This window comes from Streptomyces solicamelliae (assembly GCF_045348655.1).
GTDB classification, from domain to species: Bacteria; Actinomycetota; Actinomycetes; order Streptomycetales; family Streptomycetaceae; genus Streptomyces; species Streptomyces solicamelliae.
The window spans coordinates 3,216,926-3,231,824 of record NZ_CP160404.1 but is presented as its reverse complement, the minus strand read 5'-3'; the positions used below and the strand labels follow the sequence as shown (position 1 = coordinate 3,231,824).

The following is a 14,899-nucleotide window of genomic DNA, read 5'->3' as shown; positions in this document are numbered from 1 at the left end:
GGCGGGTGGTCGTAAGGGCGTGAAGGGCGGGAACGGGCGTGTGGGCGTGAGGGGCGGGAACGGGCGTGCGACGATCACCGGATGAGTGAACTTCGTGTCCGCCTCGCCGGTGATACGGATCTGCCCACCCTCGTCCGCCTCCGCGACGACGCGGCGCGCTGGATGCTGACCCGGGGCATCACCGGCCAGTGGCGCCCGGGCGAGTTGGACGAGGACCACTTCCGCCGCGTGATGACGCGGGGGGAGGTCTGGCTCGCGGAGGACGCCGGAGGCGTCATCGGCGGGTGGGAGCTGTGGTGGGACGACGAGGCCGCCTGGGGCCCGCAGCCACCGGTCGCCGGGTACGTGCACCGGCTCATGGTCGACCACGCCACCGCCGCGCCGGGCACCGGCCGGCGCCTCCTGGCCGCCGCCGAACAACGGGTGGCCGAGGCGGGCCGGACGCACGTACGCCTGGACTGCCTGGCCGGCAACGTTCCCCTCAACTCCTACTACCGGCAGGCCGGTTACCGCGTGGTCGGGCACAAGGCGGGCAAGCCCCAGCCCGGCGGCCCCCCGAAGTCCTTCACCCTCCTGGAGAAGAACATCAGCGGGTGTACTCCTTGAGCTCGCGATTCCCCTCGTGGGCCGATTCGCGGATCGCTTCCGCGTAGGCGCGGACGCGGGCGGCGGGGAGGACGGGGGCGGGCCGGGCCGGGGCGGGCGGCACGAGGGTGTCGCCTCTGCAGGGCCCGCACTCGCCGCCGACCAGGGCTTCGACGTACCCCGGTGCCCGGCACTTGGCGCACTCCAGGAGCCGCAGGGGTGGTGGTTCGCGGCGCATGGGCGGGGGCGGGATCTTCGTGGTCAGGCGGTTGCGGACGAGGCCGGCCGGGTGGTGGACGGCCGGCGGCAGCCCGGTGGTGAGGGAGCGCAGTACGTCGGTGTCGGTGGCGTCCCGGGCGAACCACTCCTCGACGAGCGGCGCGAGTACGCGGCAGTCCGCGTGGGAGAGCGAGAGGGCGGAGTTCTCCCTGCCGAGCGCGGCGAGCAGGATGTACGCGCGGGAGCGTGTCGGCGGGCTCTTCCTGGGTGGTGCGTCGCCCCGCTCGAACGCCGACCACCACGTGTCGTCACGAGCCGTACGGGACCACCACGTTCGGGTGATCCAGCGGCCGGCGAGGCATTCGCGTCCGCGCCGGAGGTGGCCTGCCCGCTGGATCCGGTTGAGCGCGGTGCGGAGGGCGCACTGCCCGTAGGGCAGCTGCTTGGCCAGCGTCTTCACGGAGATGTCGGCGCCGTCGGGCAGCCGGTCGATGTACGCGGCGACGGCGGCCTCGCGAGGAGGCAAGTGCCGCCAGTCGTCCGGCCGGGGCGGATCCTCGTACGGCGCGGTGCGTTTTCCGTAGCCGGGGTTGGCGAGGGGGTGGGGGGCGCTACTAAAGTCGGCAACAGCCATGGATCGAACTCTCAGGCTTTCGATCTGGTTGGTGAGGCCCTCGTTCGGTGTTGGCGCACCGGCGGGGGCCGCTCTATGTCTGGATGTCGCTCACCGTAGAGGCATATGACGCTGCGTGGCAAGTCGCTCGCGGAGCGTCAACTCCCCGGGTGGGTGGGCGGGTTCAGTCCGGAGCCGTACCCATTCCTCAGAAGTAGGGCCCGAGGCTGAGGGCTTGAGCTTCGGGGGCGAGGAAGGGGAGGGGGTAGTCGGGGTGGGGGTGTCTGGTGGGCTTCTGGTGCGGCCGCCCTCTTTCCGAGTGTGGCCCCTGGAGGCACCGCGTCAAGGGCGCTCCTCCGTCGCGTCGCTTCGCGATTCCGCTAAAGCTCCACCCTTGACCCGGCACCTCCAGGGGCCTTTTCACACTCGGAGGGCGGCCGGGGGGCAGGGTCCGCGCGTAACCCTGCGATAGTGCCTGGCCGCCGCGGGCGGCTGGCGGGTGGGCACGCGGTCGTTGAGTGGGGCGCCCAATGCCGTCTCGGCGCCTGGAAGGCCGTCGCGGAGTACGGCACATGCCCGGCTGGTCATTGTCCGTGGGGATGGGGACGGGCGGGGGAACCGCGGCGAGGTGGTCTCTGCCCTTTCGCGCCACTGAAGCGAGCCGCGGCACCTCGCGAGTCACACCAACCCCGCCCCTTCACTCCCGTACCACTCCGGTGCGTTGGGAGCACCGAAAGGGCAATGGTGAGGGCAGGACCATGGTGTGTGCCCCCAGGGGCTGGGTGGGTCGAATAATGCGTTGGCAGCCCCGAAGGTGCCCGCTAGCCTGAGTGGGTCGTTCTGATTCGTTCTGGGCCTGTGTGCCCATAGAAAAGGGTGTTTGATGACCCGGCCCGCGCCGAGTGCGCCTCGCCGTACCGCGTAACCGTCCGTAGCTTCCGCTGCCCGTACTTCCGGGCCGCTGCCGGACGTGTCCTCCGGTGCTCTGACCTGCCTGTCCGCCGTTCCGCGGCGCCGTCGGGCTGCTCTTTGACGAGGCCACTCGGCCTGCTCTTGCTGTCTTGACCCATTCCCAGCAAGGAGCACCCGGGTGTCCAACCACACCACCAAGAACAACAACACTCTCAGCCTCAGCACCTTCGCCTGCGCGTGGTGCGGTCTGACCGTGTCCGCGTACGCCGCCGACGGCACGCCGCGTAACCACTGCCCGTCCTGCCTGCACTCCCGGCACGTTCTCGACCACGTCGAGGGCGGTCCGAGCGACTGCGAGGGCCGGATGTCCCCGATCGCCATCGCCGTGCTCCGCACCGGTGACTGGAGGGTGATCCACCGCTGCGTCCGCTGCGATGAGCTCACCTCCAACCCGGTCTGCACGGACGACAACCAACTCATCCTGATGCGCATGGCGGTCCGCCCGCTGGCCCAACCGCCTTTCCCGCTCGAAGCGTTCGGAACCCTCTGACCTTCCGAGAAGGAAAGGAGCACCCTCATGTCGCGCAACAACCGCAGCTACCGTGGGCGCCGTCGCCCGCAGCGGCTCAAGGATGTCCTGCACACTCAGGGCGGCCACCGGGCCAACGACTTCCGGTGCACGGCCTGCCGCCTCGATGTCTCCCTGGACGCACCCGGCACCGCGCACCGCAACCACTGCCCCAACTGCCTGGCCAGCCTGCACGTCGACCGGAAGATCCCCGGCGACCGCGACGCCGACTGCCATGGCCGGATGGAGGCCCTGGGCATGTCCGTCCGCCCGGACGGCGAGTGGATGATCATCCACCAGTGCGTCTCCTGCGGTGAGCTCAGCGCCAACCGCATAGCCGGTGACGACAATCCGCTCGCCCTGATCCGCCTCGCCCTCAGACCCCTCGCCGACCCCAAGGCCGCCGGCCGCGCCCTGCTCACCCTGTGACCGGGGCGGTTCCGGCAGCATGCAGACGGAAGACCACACAAGGAGGACGCATAGATCCCGATGAGCCGATGTACCGGTTCCGGCGCGATGCCACGGGGCAGGAGGGCATCCCGAACCCACTGGACGTGACAGAGGCACACGGTCTGGCCCAAGCCGCCGGCATCGCGAGCTTCTGGATCCGTAAGGGCGTCTCCGACCGTGTCGACGTACTCAACGGGGAACAACTGGTCCTGTCGATCTCACGATTCGACGTCCGCGTGCTCGATGAGCCGCCGGGACAGAGCACGTATCACGTCCGGACGCTGGACCGACAAGGCGCCTTGCTCCACCTCGGCCACGCCGCCCACCTGCGAGACGCATTGCTTGTCGCCGACGAGCAGTTGCTGTCCCGAGGTGAGTACGTCGTCGAGGTGGAGATCCGCAGGGACCGCAACCTCGTCGCCCTTCTGACCCGGGCGGACCGCGGCCGGGTGTGGCCCGGACGCCGCGTCGTCTCGACGTAGTCGGCGTCTGTCGTTTCGGTGCTGCGGAGCGAGAAGTGAAGGCTCCTGAGTCACACAGGTCTCGTCTCCTCACTCCCGCGTCGTTCCGGGGCGTTGGGAGCACCGAAACGGCAGGCTCCGGTTTGCCGACGTCCACGGACAATGACCGGCCGGGCATGTACCGCACCCCACGACGGCCTGGTCGCCGCCGAGACGGCAATGGGCACCCCACTCAACTGGTGCGTGCCCACCCGCCGGCCGCCCACGGCGGCCAGGCACCACCGCAGGGCTACGCGCGGACCCGCACCCCCGGCCGCCCTCCGAGTGTGAAAAGGCGGCTGGAAGGGGCGGGTCAAGGGTGGAGCGCAAGCGGAATCGCGAAGCGACGCGACGATAGGAGCGCCCTTGACGCGCCCCTTCCAGCCGCCACACTCGGAAAGAGGGCGGCCGCACCAGAAGCCCACCCGCAACCTCCGCCCCCAGCACCCCTCCCTACGGGCTCCCCACCGGGAACCGGCGCCTCCCGCAGGGCGTTTCAGTGAACGTGATTGCTGATGCGGGTGAACTGATCGACGACTGGGAGTCGATCTACCAGGGGTACTTCCTCGGGGAGCACGACGAGACCCTGCTGGACTGTGCGGAACGGCTCGACTCGGCGCGGGCTGCCCCGCCGGCCGACGATCCGGACGTGACGGCGTTCTACACGCTCGGCCTGGTGTGGACGTACGCCCACGCCGCCACCGAAGCCGACCCCGACGTCGCCCGCCGGGTCGTCGCCGCGCTGTCCACCGCAGGCGGCGCCGCTCCCGCAGCGTGCGATCACGACGCGCATCCGTGCGACGACGACCTGGACACGCACCTGGAGTCCTTCGAAGTCGTGCTCTCGTTGCTGGCCGGGCGCGACGCCGGCTACACGTGGCAGGACCTCGACGGGGGCGCCGGCTGGCGCTGCCCCCGCAACGTGGCCGGCTTCGCGCGCGCGGCCGCGGCCGCGATCGGGCGGTAGCGAAGAGGCGAAGACGTCAGCAGGAGCCTTCCGTCACTGACGTCTGGAGCGTCCGCTCGGCATACACGGGGCTGATCGGGTCCTTCTCCAGCAGCAGCTCCTTGACCTGCATGCAGAACTCCACCGTCGTGTCGTCCGTGCTGATCTCGTACTGCCCCTCGTCGTACTCGAACACCTTGACCCCCAGGTCGGGACCCACGCCGGTCTCCTCCACGGCATCCCGGATGTGGATGCTGACGGAGGAGTGCACGTACGGGGCGTGGACGCTCCCGTCGAGCGTCCGGTTCGCCTGCCGAACCGCGTCGCGCAGTTCGCCGTCGCTCCACGACGACTCGGCCTGCATGAGGAACAGCGCGCCGAACGCGATGATCGGCGTGAGGATGATCAGTGCGAGACCAACCGGGTTGTTGTGGTTGTAGACGTACCGGCTGGTCCCCCACTTGCTCCGTATGAAGACGGGCTCTTCGCTCAACGCCCTACCCGCACACCGCCGATGAACGCGGCCCAGGCGTCCGCCCGGAACACGAGCTTCGGACCGTCCGGGTTCTTGGAGTCCCGTACGGGGACGAGGCCGGGGTGGTCCTCGGAGATTTCGAGGCAGTTGCTGCCGTCGCCCGCGCTGTACGACGACTTGCGCCAGGTCGCGACCTCGACGCAGTCGCCACCGGTGGCGTCACTGAAGCTGGACCGGAACCACAGGGCTGTACTCAGTTCGCACTCAGTGTTTTCGATCTTCATGGGCGTAATCCTCCGCCACGGACTCGATCAGGGCCAGGGAATCGCTGGGTGGCAGCGCGACGGCTGTGAGCAGATCGTAGGTGAGGGTGTGTCGCGTCACCGTGGCCGGATCGTCTTCCAGCCGACCGGAGCCGAGGCCCTGGAGGTACGCCAGGGGCGGGGCATCCTTGAAGGACATCAACTTGAGTGGGCCGCCCAGCGATGCATGGGCTCCCGCCGTGAACGGGAGTACCTGGAGGATCACGGCGTGATTGCGCGTGAGCGTGGCCACGTGTCGTAGTGCCTCCGCCATCACCGCTGCCCCGCCCACTTCCTGCCGAAGCGCCGCCTCGCCGAGCATGACCCACAACAACGGCCTTGTTGGCTTGTCCAGCAGGCGACGACGTGTGAGTCGTGCCTCCACGAACTCGTCGCTCTGTGCTTCGTCGGCCGTCGGTCGGTACGCGCGGAACAACGCCTGCGCGTACGCCGGCGTCTGGATCAACCCCGGGATCAGCAGGGGCTCGAACTCCTTGATTGTCGTGGCCACAGCTTCCGCCTCCGCCGCCTCCGCAAAATGGTCCGGGTACTTCGACCTGTTCGCCGCCCGGCAGTTCCGCGCGAAGAAGCCCCCTGTCCCCAACACCTCGTCCAGTTGGGACGCGATGTCCTGCGGGATGCGTCTCGTTCCCGCCTCCATCTGACCGATGTACGAGCCGCTGACGAACAGCAGCTCGCCCAGCGCCTCCTGGCTGAGGGCCTTGCGGTCGCGGGCGTGGCGGAGTTCCGCGCCGATTATCGCTCTGGGGGAGGCAGAAGGGTCGGGTTTCCTCGGGCCGCCGGTTCCGGCCAGGGTCATCAACTCCCGCTCGTTGGAGCGGCTGCGTGCCGCGCAGCAGGTCGTCGATCAGCTGAAGGCGGCGCTGGACGCGGTGGACGTCGTCCTGCCGTCGATGGGTGTCGATCCGCTGACCATCGGCGGCAGCGGGCCCGCGGCGCCGTATCCGCTGATCGAGCTGGGACGGTGCAACATGGACACTGCGCGGCAGCTCGTGGCAGTCCTGAGTGGGAAGCGGCCTCAGGAGGAACCCGCGTCGCCCGGAGACGTACTGCGCGCCCGGGTGCGGGCGGTCAACCGCGAGTCGCTGCTCCCTTGAGGGCCGTGCCCGGCGGGCCGGATCCGGCGGCAGGGTGGCAGGGTTGCGGGATGCGGATGCCCAGAAGAGCGGCGAGAGTCGCGGTCGTGGAGCCGGCGGGGTCGGTCTTCCTGTTCCGGTACGACAACGAAGAGGTCGGCGTCCATTGGGCGATGCCCGGTGGCGGGCTGGATCCGGGGGAGTCGCCGCTGCAGGCCGCCGCGCGCGAGTTGCGCGAGGAGACCGGGTGGACCGACATCGAGATCGACGGCACCTTGCTGTGTCTGTGGGAGCACGACTTCACCAGGGCGGGAGTGCCGGTGCGCCAGCATGAGCACGTTTTCCTCGCGCGGGGGCCCCGCCGGGACCCGGTCGGTGACCTCGTCGCGTCCCACGCCGCGGACGGGATCCTGCGGTGGCGGTGGTGGTCGCCGGCCGAACTGGCCGGTGACGGTGAGCCGTTGTGGCCGCCACAGCTCCCGGGGCTGCTGGCTGGGGTGCGGGAGGACGGTGCAGGGGTGACACCCGTCGACCTCGGCTTCGTCGGGAACGGGGTCAACCGCGAGGGGCGGCTTCCCTGAGGCGGCGTTCCGGCGTCCACTCCGTCCGCTTCCTACGCTCCGCGAGCCACTCCCTCGTCTCGCGCGGAGCGCGGGGGCGGTAGCCGGGGCCCTCGCCGCAGCAGCCGGTCCGGTGGAAGCGGACGCCGGATTCGAGAAGCATGGTGAGGGCGCGCCACGCGGCGGTGTCCCTGCGGCGGGGCGGGGCGAAGGCGGAGCCGACGTGGATCATCGGCTCCGCGCAGCGCGGGCAGCGGCGTTCGCGTGTGCTGCCGTGGCTGTCGTGATCCTGCTTGTACGAGGCGCGGCACGGTACGCAGACGTACGAGGTCTTTGCATGGCCCATCGGGCCAGCGTACGAGCGGGCGGCGCCGGGCTCCACAGGGTTTCAGCGGGCGAGGACCCGGCGGAGCCAGCGGGTCCGGGCCTCCAGGGCGTCGCGGCTGATCGTGGCCTTCGGGACGATGGTGTCGTAGCCGCCGGCCGCCGGAGGTCGTCGCCCCTCCCTGATCTTCCCAGCCTTGCCGTTCTTTCAGGCCGCGGGCCGGGCGACGAAGGCGACTTCCTCCGAGTCGTCGTCGAGGGAGATGGTGAGGGACGCCTCGAGGGCGCCGGCCAGGCGGCGGAGCAGGGAGAGGGTCGGTACGGCGTCGGCTCCCTCGATGCGGGAGATCTTCGCCTGCGTCAGCCCGGCGCGGGCGGCGACCTCGACCTGGGACAGGCCCAGCTGGGTGCGACGGTCGTACACGGCCTTGGCGAAGGCCATGGCCAGCCGGATCTCCGCGCGCTCGGCAGCGATCTCGGGCGTCTCGGCGAGACCTTCGGCCAGTGCGCGGGCGCGCGGCGACTTCCAACGGGCGTGGCTCATGGGCGACTGCCTTTCTCGACTCGCTGGTACTCCACGTGCATGCGGGTTTTGCGGAAGACCGTCAGAAGGACGATGCGGCCGCCGGGGGCGAACCAGTAGCTGATCCGCGTGTCCTCTCCCTCCAGTGTCGGCCGCAATTCATAGACCCCGTCACGTAGCGGGCGCGCGAAAGGCATGGGTGTTCTCGTTCCGAGGGAGGCCAGGAGTGCGGCCTACTCCTCCACCTTGCGGTACTGCCTGTCCGGAAGGCTGTCCAGCCATGTGTGTACCTCTGGCTCCAGCTCGATCGTGTGCAGGTCCTCCATGCCGTGGACCGTAATATGTCGTTGACGACATATTACGGTCGAGGCGGGAGTTTCGTCCTTCAGGTGACGCGGGCTCCTCGTGCCTCGCCCGGGGCCGGGCCGGGCTCAGGCGCGGCGCCGGGCTCGACGTCGGGCTTCGGTTCCGCGTTCCACTCCGTCAGGAGTTCGTGGCTGAAGCCGAAGGCGTACGTCGCGGCGAAGCCCGTCGCGTAGCCGACCAGGAGGCCGCCGGCGTAGATCGCGGCTGTTTCGGCGAGGCCCTTGTCGCCCTGCAGGAGGGGGAAGAGGGCCCAGCCCGACGGGCCGATGGCCGTGGCGCCGACCTTGGTGCCGAGCATGTTGAACAGGCCGATGAAACCGCCGCCGAACGCGCCGCCCACGCATGCCGTGACGAACGGGCGGCCCAGGGGGAGCGAGACGCCGTAGATGAGCGGTTCGCCGACGCCCAGGAGGCCCGGGGGGAGCGCCGACTTCACCGTGCGGCGGATCGAGGCGTTGCGGCGGAGGCGTACGTACACCGCGAGCGCCGCGCCCACCTGGCCCGCGCCGGCCATCGCCAGGATCGGGAGCAGGACCGTGTAGCCCTGCTGCTCGATCAGCGTCGTGTGGATCGGGATCAGGGCCTGGTGCAGGCCCAGCATCACCAGCGGCAGGAACAGGCCGCCGAGCGCGAAGCCCGCCACCGCGCCCGCGTTCCCCAGGAGCCGGTTCGCCGCCTCCCCGATCGCCGTGGAGACCTCGCCCGCCACGTACATCAGGCCGTAGACCGTCGCCAGACCGGAGAGGAGGACGGTCAGCGTCGGGGTGAGCAGGACGTCCAGGGACTCCGGGACCCACCTGCGGCACCACTTCTCCACCTGCACCGCCAGCGCCGCCGCCGCCAGCGCGCCCAGGACCCCGCCCTGCCCCGGCGACAGCGACTGGCCGAACGCGTCGATCTTCGCGACCCCCGGGAACACCACGATCGCGGCCACCGCGCCGCCCAGGACCGGCGTGCCGCCGAACTCCTTCGCCGTGTTCAGGCCCACGAAGACCGCGATCAGGGCCATGAAGCCGGAGGCGATGGCCGCCAGCGCGGGGGTGACGGAGGGGAGCCACTTCAGGTTGATCAGCAGGCCGTTCAGGCCCGCGATGATGCCGCAGCCGATCAGGGCGGGGATCAGGGGGACGAAGATGTTCGCGATGCGGCGGAGAAGGTGTTTGAGGGGGGTGGCGTTCGCCCTCTTGCGCGAGGCTCTGAGCGCCGCGCCTCTCGCCGCCAGGTCCTCCGCCGAACGGTCCTCCGCCGAACCGTCCCCTGCCGAATGCCCCTCCGCCGAATGGCCCTCTGCCGAGCGGCCCTCCGTCGCCCCGCCCCCCGCCGACCCGCCCCCCTCCACCAGTGACGCGAACTCCCGCGTCACCCTCCCCACCACACCCGGGCCCAGCACGACCTGGTACGCGTCGCCGTCCGCCACCAGGCCCAGTACCCCAGGCAGCGTCCGCAGCTCTTCGTCGCGGGCCAGGGTGCGCTCCCGCAGGCCCAGGCGGAGGCGCGTCATGCAGTGTGCGACCGATTCCACGTTCTGCGCGCCGCCGACCAACGGGAGGATCTGTGCCGCGAGGGCACTGGGGTGCGGTGCGTCTGCTGTGCTCATGGGGCCTTACTGTCCCGCGGTCAGCGCCCCCCGCAGGTGACCGCGGCTCTCGGCGAGTCGGCGTTCCGCGCTCTTCGCGTCCACGTCCGCGAGGATCATCAGGATCGCCGTCTTGACCTCGCCGTCCGCCTCCGCGAGTGCCCGCTCGATGTCCGCGTCCGCCGCGCCGGTCGCCAGCGAGACGATCCGGCGGGAGCGGGCGTGCAGTTTGTCGTTGGAGGCGCGGACGTCGACCATCAGGTTCCCGTACGTCTTGCCGAGCCGGATCATCGTGATCGTCGAGATCATGTTGAGGACGAGCTTCTGCGCCGTGCCCGCCTTCAGCCGGGTGGAGCCGGTGAGCAGTTCGGGGCCGGTGACGATCTCGATGCCGTGGTCGGCGGCGGCCGCCAGCGGGCTGTCGGTGTTGCAGGACAGGCCGATGGTCAGCGCCCCGGCGGACCGCGCGTGGGCGACCGCGCCGACGGCGTACGGGGTGCGGCCGGAGGCGGAGATGCCGACGACCGTGTCGTCGGGCGCGAGGCCCAGCTGTTCCAGGTCCGCCGCGGCCAGTTCGGCGGAGTCCTCCGCGCCCTCGACCGCCTCCACCATCGCGGACGGGCCGCCCGCGATCAGGCCGACCACGCGGGACGGGTCGGTGTTGAAGGTCGGCGGGCACTCGCTGGCGTCCAGGACGCCGAGCCGGCCCGCGGTGCCCGCGCCGGCGTAGATCAGCCGGCCGCCGCGGGCCATCCGCGCGGCGGTGGCGTCGATCGCGGCGGCGATCTCGGGGAGCCGGGCCGCGACCGCGCCGGGCACGGTGGCGTCCTCGCCGTTCATGGTCCGGGCGATGTCGAGCGTGGGCAGCCGGTCGATCTCGGCGAGCTCGGGGCGGAACGCCTCGGTGGCGAGGGAGGCGAGCTGGGCCTGGAGGGCGGAGTAGTCCTGGGTGGTCATGGGGCGGGGGGCTCTTTCGACGTACGCCGGAGGGGTGCGAAGGAGGGGTCCGAACGAGGGGTGCGGAAGGGGCCGGCGCTCAGCGGCCGCGCGGGGCGTGGCGGTGGGCCAGGGCCTCGTACGACGCCGCGAGCGCGGGCGCGGCCGTCTCGTACGTCCGCTGGCACACCCCGGTGAACAGGCAGTCCACGACGAGGAGTTGGCTGGTGCGGGAGGACATCGCGGCCGGGCGGAGTTCGCTCTCGCGGGCCGTCGACGTGGTGAGTATGTGGTCCGCGTACTGCGACACCGGGCCGTCGGGTCTGCCCGTGATCGCGACCGTGGTCGCCCCGTGGTCGAAGGCCACCCGGAGCGGTTCGATCACGTCGCCCGTCGAGCCGGAGTGGGTGATCGCGACGGCGACGTCGCCGGAGCGGAGCTGGACGGCGTTGGTGACCGCGAGGTGAGGGTCGCTGTGCGCGTGGGCGATCAGCCCGATGCGGAGCAGTTTCTGGACCAGGTCCTGGGCGACGAGTCCGGACGCGCCGATGCCGTACACATCGATGCGGCGGGCGGCGGAGAGCGCGGTGACGGCCGCGCCGAGCTGCACGGTGTCCAGGTTCGCGGCGGTGTCGGCGAGGGTCTGCTGCTCGTCGTAGGCCAGCTTGGCGACGACGTCGGCGATCGGGTCGTCGACGGCGATGTCGGCGGTGACGGACGGCGCGCGGCCGGACTGCTGCTGGGCGGCCAGGCCGGCCAGGGCGAGCCGCAGGTCGCGGTAGCCGGGGTAGCCGAGGAGGCGGGCGGTGCGGACCACGGTGGCCTCGCTGGTGCCGGTGAGCTCGGCGAGGCCGGTGACGGTGAGGGCGGCGCAGCCGGCCGGGTCGCCGGCGACGGCCTCGGCGACCCGCTGCATGGAGCGGGTCATCGACGGCGCGAGGGTGCGGACCTTGGCGGCGAGGGCGGCGGGCGCGGGGGGTGCGTCGCCGGGGGGTGCGGAGGCGGTCGGCGCGGGGCCGGCGTCCGTACCGGTGAAAATTTCCTTCACGTCATTGGTCACATTTGAAAGATATTTTCGGTCCCGGGGGACCGTCAACCCCTCGTCCGGCCCGGGTGGCCCGGGTGGACAATGGCCTCATGGACGACATCGACCCCGTCGAGCAGGCGCTGCACACCGCTCGCGCGCTGGTGCTGGCCGATCTCGTGGCGCGCGACGTCGCCCAGGCGGAGGTCGTCTCGGTGGTGGAGGACGCGGTGACGCACCGCCGTTGGTGGGTGGAGCAGTGGCCGGACGGCGTGGCGTACGTGGCCGGGCTCGTCGCCCAGGACGTCCAGGACGCGCTCCTCGAGCGGTACGGCCGCTGGCCGCTCTGTCCGGTCTGCGCCACCGGCGACCCGCACGCTCTCGACGTGGAACCGGAGCTGGGTCCCGACCCGCACTGGGTGTGCGGGAAGCAGGGCGTGGTCGTCGCTCCGGTCGGCGGTCTGTCGTGACCTGTGATCCTCTGAGCCCATGACTCTCTACATCGACCCGCCTCAGTGGCCGGGCCACGGACGGATGTGGTCCCACCTGGTCAGCGACGTGTCGTTCGAGGAGCTGCACGCCTTCGCGGCCTCGATCGGCGCGCCCTCGCGCGCCTTCGACGGCGACCATTACGACCTGCCGTCCGAGCGGTACGCCGATGCGGTGGCGGCGGGTGCGGTCGAGATCGGCTCGAAGGAGCTGGTCCGCCGGATCACGGAGGCGGGGCTGCGGCGTCCGAAGCGGCGTGGGGAGCGTCGCGCTGTGGCGGATCCGGCGGCGCGAGGCTGAGGGCTCACGGCTGACAGGGCGGCTCCGGTCCGCCTTACCGGCTCCGGTCCGCCTTACCGGCGCTGCTTCGCCGGCTCCTGCTGCTCCGTGGCCGCCTCCGTCGTCGCCCCCATCACCACCCGCGAGCCGCTCGCCCGCCGCTGCAGCCGCAGCGCCACGGTCACGGCCGCGAGTGCGACCGCGGTCATCGCCGCGCCCGCCCACGCGGGCGAGGCGAAGCCGAAGCCGGCGTCGATGACGCTGCCGCCCAGCCAGGGGCCGCCGGTGTTGCCGATGTTGAACGATGCGGTGGCGGTGGCCCCGGCGAGGGTCGGGGCGGCGCCCGCGACGTTGAAGATACGGGCGTTGAGTGCCGGCGCGGTGTAGAAGCACGAGACCCCGAGCAGGAAGCTCAGGACGATCGCGGCGACCGGGCTGGAGGCCAGCAGCGCCAGCGCGACCAGGATCACCGTGGACGCCGTGATGCCGCTGAGCAGCACGCCGAAGGGATGTGCGTCGGCGACCCGGCCGCCGATGTACGTACCGATCAGCGCGCCGATGCCGAACAGCCCGAGGACGCCGGAGACCCAGCCGGCGTCGAGTCCGGCCACGTCGGTGAGCAGCGGGGCCAGGTAGGAGAAGGCGCAGAAGACGCCGCCGGCGGCGAGCGCGATGATCGTGACCGTGAGCAGCACCTGGCGGTCGCGGTAGATCGTCAGCTCGTCGCGGAGCCGGGGCGTGGTCTCGGGCAGCTGGATGTGCGGGATCCGGGTCAGTACACCGACCAGGGCGATCGCGGAGGCGGCGGCGACGGCCCAGAAGGCCGACCGCCAGCCCAGGTGCTCGCCGAGGAACGCGCCGGCCGGGACGCCGAGCACGTTGGCGATCGACAGTCCGCCGATCATGACCGCCATCGCCTTGGCCCGCGCGCCGACCGGCACCATGGCGATGGCGACGCCCGCGCCGACCGCCCAGAACCCGGCGCAGGCGAGCGCGCTGATCACGCGGGACGCGAAGAGCACCTCGTACGTCGGCGCGAGCGCGCCGGCGACCTGCCCGAGGCCGAAGACGGAGATCAGCGCGACGAGCGTGGTCTTCCGCGGCAGCCGCAGCGTGGCGGCGGCCAGGACCGGCGCGCCGACCACCATGCCGATCGCGAACGCCGAGATCAGCAGCCCGGCCTGGGGGATCGAGACGCCCATGTCGTCGGCGATCGGCGGCAGCAGCCCGGACAGCATGAACTCGCTCGTGCCGAGCGCGAACACGGACAGGCCGAGGATGTAGACGGCCAGGGGCATGCGGGCGGGCGGCGGCGATGACGTCGACGGTGAGGGCATGACATGGGTAAACCGGGGGTTTGTGCCTGTCATTCCCGGCGGGGGGACCGTCTCACGATGTGGATGGGAGGAGGGTCAGGCGGTCGGGTCCGCGGGACCGGTGGGCTCCGTCGGCTCCGTCAGCTCCGCCAGTTCCCGTTCCAGGTTGTGGCGGGCCCGGGTCTCCCACTGCTTCGCGCCGTACGGCGTGTGGAACAGGCGCGGCAGGGCGAGCAACTGGCGCAGGACGTCCGCGCGGCTGGCCCGGAAGAGGTCGTCCGGGACGAAGCCGTACTCCTCGCGGACCGCCCGCACGTACCCCCCGTAGGTGTCGGCGTCGCTCGCCAGGATCGCCAGGTCCGCGTCGCAGAGCAGCGCGCCGTCGGTGTCGTCCGGGGCCGGGTGGTGGGTGACGGTGAGGCGGACGAGGCGGGCGACCTCGGCGGTGACGGCGTCGGGGAGTCCGGCCTCCGGGAGGGCGCGCTCGGCGAGCGCCGCGCTGCGCTCCTCGTTCTCGGAGCGGTCGGGGCGGTACACCGCGTCGTGGAACCACGCCGCCAGGCGGACCACCGCGAGGTTCGCCGACTCCGGGGCGTGCGGGGCGAGTTCGTCGATGCGCCGCAGGACCGCCCGCAGGTGCGCGGTGGTGTGGTACCGGCGCTGCGGCTCGGCCCAGCGGCCGAGCAGGTCGAGGCCGTACGGGGCCGGGTCCGGGCCCTCGCCGCCGGCGCGGGCGGTGAGCAGGGCCGAGGCCCACTGGTGGAGGAGGTCCGCCTCGTCCGGGGGGAGTGCTGCGTCGGCTGCCATGGCGGCATTCTGCCGTGAGTTCCCTCAGCCCT

General features: G+C 71.5%; 21 protein-coding genes. 9 read left to right on the top strand and 12 right to left on the bottom strand.

Going from position 1 to position 14,899, the window contains the following annotated elements:
- Nucleotides 1–81: 81 nt before the first annotated feature.
- Complete coding sequence (locus tag ABZO31_RS14880) at nucleotides 82–606, top strand: GNAT family N-acetyltransferase (RefSeq protein WP_406861693.1); 525 nt, start codon at nucleotides 82–84, stop codon at nucleotides 604–606.
- On the opposite strand, the gene ABZO31_RS14875 is transcribed toward ABZO31_RS14880, so the two are convergent.
- Nucleotides 587–1,438, bottom strand: a complete 852-nt coding sequence (locus tag ABZO31_RS14875) for a hypothetical protein (RefSeq protein ID WP_406861692.1) — start codon at nucleotides 1,436–1,438, stop codon at nucleotides 587–589. The two genes, ABZO31_RS14880 and ABZO31_RS14875, sit on opposite strands and share 20 nt — an antisense overlap.
- Before the next feature lie 1,069 nt (nucleotides 1,439–2,507).
- Here ABZO31_RS14875 and ABZO31_RS14870 point away from each other — a divergent pair.
- The 4 genes from ABZO31_RS14870 to ABZO31_RS14855 all read left to right on the top strand — a co-directional run bounded on the left by ABZO31_RS14870 (nucleotide 2,508) and on the right by ABZO31_RS14855 (nucleotide 4,814).
- Nucleotides 2,508–2,879, top strand: a complete 372-nt coding sequence (locus ABZO31_RS14870; RefSeq protein ID WP_406861691.1) for an RNHCP domain-containing protein — start codon at nucleotides 2,508–2,510, stop codon at nucleotides 2,877–2,879.
- 27 nt (nucleotides 2,880–2,906) lie between these two features.
- A complete protein-coding gene (locus ABZO31_RS14865; protein WP_406861690.1) occupies nucleotides 2,907–3,326 on the top strand; it encodes an RNHCP domain-containing protein in 420 nt (139 codons plus the stop codon).
- 68 nt (nucleotides 3,327–3,394) lie between these two features.
- On the top strand, nucleotides 3,395–3,829 hold the full coding sequence (locus ABZO31_RS14860; RefSeq protein WP_406861689.1) for a hypothetical protein: 435 nt from the start codon (nucleotides 3,395–3,397) through the stop codon (nucleotides 3,827–3,829).
- A 517-nt stretch (nucleotides 3,830–4,346) separates the two neighbouring features.
- The gene (locus ABZO31_RS14855; RefSeq protein ID WP_406861688.1) at nucleotides 4,347–4,814 is read left to right on the top strand and encodes a hypothetical protein; all 468 of its coding nucleotides are present in this window, start codon (nucleotides 4,347–4,349) and stop codon (nucleotides 4,812–4,814) included.
- Nucleotides 4,815–4,830: 16 nt separating this feature from the next.
- Here ABZO31_RS14855 and ABZO31_RS14850 read toward each other — a convergent pair whose 3' ends face one another.
- Genes ABZO31_RS14850 through ABZO31_RS14840 form a run of 3 tightly spaced genes read right to left on the bottom strand, consistent with a single transcriptional unit; the run spans nucleotide 4,831 to nucleotide 6,390 of the window.
- Nucleotides 4,831–5,286, bottom strand: a complete 456-nt coding sequence (locus ABZO31_RS14850; protein WP_406861687.1) for a hypothetical protein — start codon at nucleotides 5,284–5,286, stop codon at nucleotides 4,831–4,833.
- Entirely contained in the window at nucleotides 5,283–5,552 is a 270-nt protein-coding gene (locus ABZO31_RS14845; protein ID WP_406861686.1) for a DUF397 domain-containing protein, read from the bottom strand. The genes ABZO31_RS14850 and ABZO31_RS14845 overlap by 4 nt, the downstream gene beginning before the upstream one ends.
- Nucleotides 5,533–6,390: a helix-turn-helix domain-containing protein gene (locus ABZO31_RS14840; RefSeq protein ID WP_406861685.1), complete on the bottom strand. Its 858-nt coding sequence runs from the start codon at nucleotides 6,388–6,390 to the stop codon at nucleotides 5,533–5,535. Before ABZO31_RS14840 ends, ABZO31_RS14845 begins: the two co-directional genes overlap by 20 nt.
- Nucleotides 6,391–6,403: 13 nt before the next feature.
- Between ABZO31_RS14840 and ABZO31_RS14835 the strand changes: the two genes are divergently transcribed.
- Nucleotides 6,404–6,688 carry a hypothetical protein gene (locus ABZO31_RS14835; protein ID WP_406861684.1) on the top strand — a complete coding sequence of 95 codons (285 nt, stop codon included), beginning with the start codon at nucleotides 6,404–6,406 and terminating at the stop codon, nucleotides 6,686–6,688.
- Nucleotides 6,689–6,738: 50 nt separating this feature from the next.
- Nucleotides 6,739–7,248 (top strand): NUDIX hydrolase, encoded by a 510-nt coding sequence (locus ABZO31_RS14830; RefSeq protein ID WP_406861683.1) that lies wholly within the window; start codon nucleotides 6,739–6,741, stop codon nucleotides 7,246–7,248.
- On the opposite strand, the gene ABZO31_RS14825 is transcribed toward ABZO31_RS14830, so the two are convergent.
- From ABZO31_RS14825 to ABZO31_RS14800, 6 genes are all read right to left on the bottom strand, one after another.
- Nucleotides 7,223–7,573: a deoxyxylulose-5-phosphate synthase gene (locus ABZO31_RS14825; RefSeq protein ID WP_406861682.1), complete on the bottom strand. Its 351-nt coding sequence runs from the start codon at nucleotides 7,571–7,573 to the stop codon at nucleotides 7,223–7,225. The genes ABZO31_RS14830 and ABZO31_RS14825 overlap by 26 nt on opposite strands.
- Before the next feature lie 186 nt (nucleotides 7,574–7,759).
- Nucleotides 7,760–8,095: a helix-turn-helix domain-containing protein gene (locus ABZO31_RS14820; protein ID WP_406861681.1), complete on the bottom strand. Its 336-nt coding sequence runs from the start codon at nucleotides 8,093–8,095 to the stop codon at nucleotides 7,760–7,762.
- Nucleotides 8,092–8,298: a type II toxin-antitoxin system RelE/ParE family toxin gene (locus ABZO31_RS14815; protein WP_406865360.1), complete on the bottom strand. Its 207-nt coding sequence runs from the start codon at nucleotides 8,296–8,298 to the stop codon at nucleotides 8,092–8,094. The genes ABZO31_RS14820 and ABZO31_RS14815 overlap by 4 nt, the downstream gene beginning before the upstream one ends.
- A gap of 161 nt (nucleotides 8,299–8,459) precedes the next feature.
- The gene (locus ABZO31_RS14810; protein WP_406861680.1) at nucleotides 8,460–10,037 is read right to left on the bottom strand and encodes a PTS transporter subunit EIIC; all 1,578 of its coding nucleotides are present in this window, start codon (nucleotides 10,035–10,037) and stop codon (nucleotides 8,460–8,462) included.
- A gap of 6 nt (nucleotides 10,038–10,043) precedes the next feature.
- The gene (gene murQ, locus ABZO31_RS14805) at nucleotides 10,044–10,973 is read right to left on the bottom strand and encodes an N-acetylmuramic acid 6-phosphate etherase (protein WP_406861679.1); all 930 of its coding nucleotides are present in this window, start codon (nucleotides 10,971–10,973) and stop codon (nucleotides 10,044–10,046) included.
- 79 nt (nucleotides 10,974–11,052) lie between these two features.
- On the bottom strand, nucleotides 11,053–12,012 hold the full coding sequence (locus ABZO31_RS14800; RefSeq protein ID WP_406861678.1) for a MurR/RpiR family transcriptional regulator: 960 nt from the start codon (nucleotides 12,010–12,012) through the stop codon (nucleotides 11,053–11,055).
- Nucleotides 12,013–12,089: 77 nt separating this feature from the next.
- Here ABZO31_RS14800 and ABZO31_RS14795 point away from each other — a divergent pair, with 77 nt between their 5' ends.
- On the top strand, nucleotides 12,090–12,446 hold the full coding sequence (locus tag ABZO31_RS14795) for a hypothetical protein (RefSeq protein ID WP_406861677.1): 357 nt from the start codon (nucleotides 12,090–12,092) through the stop codon (nucleotides 12,444–12,446).
- 19 nt (nucleotides 12,447–12,465) lie between these two features.
- The gene (locus ABZO31_RS14790; RefSeq protein WP_406861676.1) at nucleotides 12,466–12,765 is read left to right on the top strand and encodes a DUF4031 domain-containing protein; all 300 of its coding nucleotides are present in this window, start codon (nucleotides 12,466–12,468) and stop codon (nucleotides 12,763–12,765) included.
- Between the two features lie 53 nt (nucleotides 12,766–12,818).
- Here the strand turns inward: ABZO31_RS14790 and ABZO31_RS14785 are convergent, their stop codons facing one another.
- Both ABZO31_RS14785 and ABZO31_RS14780 read right to left on the bottom strand, forming a co-directional pair.
- The gene (locus ABZO31_RS14785) at nucleotides 12,819–14,042 is read right to left on the bottom strand and encodes a Cmx/CmrA family chloramphenicol efflux MFS transporter (protein WP_406865359.1); all 1,224 of its coding nucleotides are present in this window, start codon (nucleotides 14,040–14,042) and stop codon (nucleotides 12,819–12,821) included.
- A 114-nt stretch (nucleotides 14,043–14,156) separates the two neighbouring features.
- Nucleotides 14,157–14,867: a hypothetical protein gene (locus tag ABZO31_RS14780; protein ID WP_406861675.1), complete on the bottom strand. Its 711-nt coding sequence runs from the start codon at nucleotides 14,865–14,867 to the stop codon at nucleotides 14,157–14,159.
- Nucleotides 14,868–14,899: the final 32 nt, after the last annotated feature.

Bases quoted from the DNA above. Each gene is read 5' to 3' on its own strand.
- ABZO31_RS14880 (WP_406861693.1), top strand. From the start codon at position 82: ATGAGTGAACTTCGTGTCCGCCTCGCCGGTGATACGGATCTGCCCACC.
- ABZO31_RS14875 (WP_406861692.1), bottom strand. From the start codon at position 1,438: ATGGCTGTTGCCGACTTTAGTAGCGCCCCCCACCCCCTCGCCAACCCC.
- ABZO31_RS14865 (WP_406861690.1), top strand. From the start codon at position 2,907: ATGTCGCGCAACAACCGCAGCTACCGTGGGCGCCGTCGCCCGCAGCGG.
- ABZO31_RS14860 (WP_406861689.1), top strand. From the start codon at position 3,395: ATGTACCGGTTCCGGCGCGATGCCACGGGGCAGGAGGGCATCCCGAAC.
- ABZO31_RS14845 (WP_406861686.1), bottom strand. From the start codon at position 5,552: ATGAAGATCGAAAACACTGAGTGCGAACTGAGTACAGCCCTGTGGTTC.
- ABZO31_RS14840 (WP_406861685.1), bottom strand. From the start codon at position 6,390: ATGACCCTGGCCGGAACCGGCGGCCCGAGGAAACCCGACCCTTCTGCC.
- ABZO31_RS14830 (WP_406861683.1), top strand. From the start codon at position 6,739: ATGCGGATGCCCAGAAGAGCGGCGAGAGTCGCGGTCGTGGAGCCGGCG.
- ABZO31_RS14825 (WP_406861682.1), bottom strand. From the start codon at position 7,573: ATGGGCCATGCAAAGACCTCGTACGTCTGCGTACCGTGCCGCGCCTCG.
- ABZO31_RS14820 (WP_406861681.1), bottom strand. From the start codon at position 8,095: ATGAGCCACGCCCGTTGGAAGTCGCCGCGCGCCCGCGCACTGGCCGAA.
- ABZO31_RS14810 (WP_406861680.1), bottom strand. From the start codon at position 10,037: ATGAGCACAGCAGACGCACCGCACCCCAGTGCCCTCGCGGCACAGATC.
- murQ (WP_406861679.1), bottom strand. From the start codon at position 10,973: ATGACCACCCAGGACTACTCCGCCCTCCAGGCCCAGCTCGCCTCCCTC.
- ABZO31_RS14795 (WP_406861677.1), top strand. From the start codon at position 12,090: ATGGACGACATCGACCCCGTCGAGCAGGCGCTGCACACCGCTCGCGCG.
- ABZO31_RS14790 (WP_406861676.1), top strand. From the start codon at position 12,466: ATGACTCTCTACATCGACCCGCCTCAGTGGCCGGGCCACGGACGGATG.
- ABZO31_RS14785 (WP_406865359.1), bottom strand. From the start codon at position 14,042: ATGCCCCTGGCCGTCTACATCCTCGGCCTGTCCGTGTTCGCGCTCGGC.
- ABZO31_RS14780 (WP_406861675.1), bottom strand. From the start codon at position 14,867: ATGGCAGCCGACGCAGCACTCCCCCCGGACGAGGCGGACCTCCTCCAC.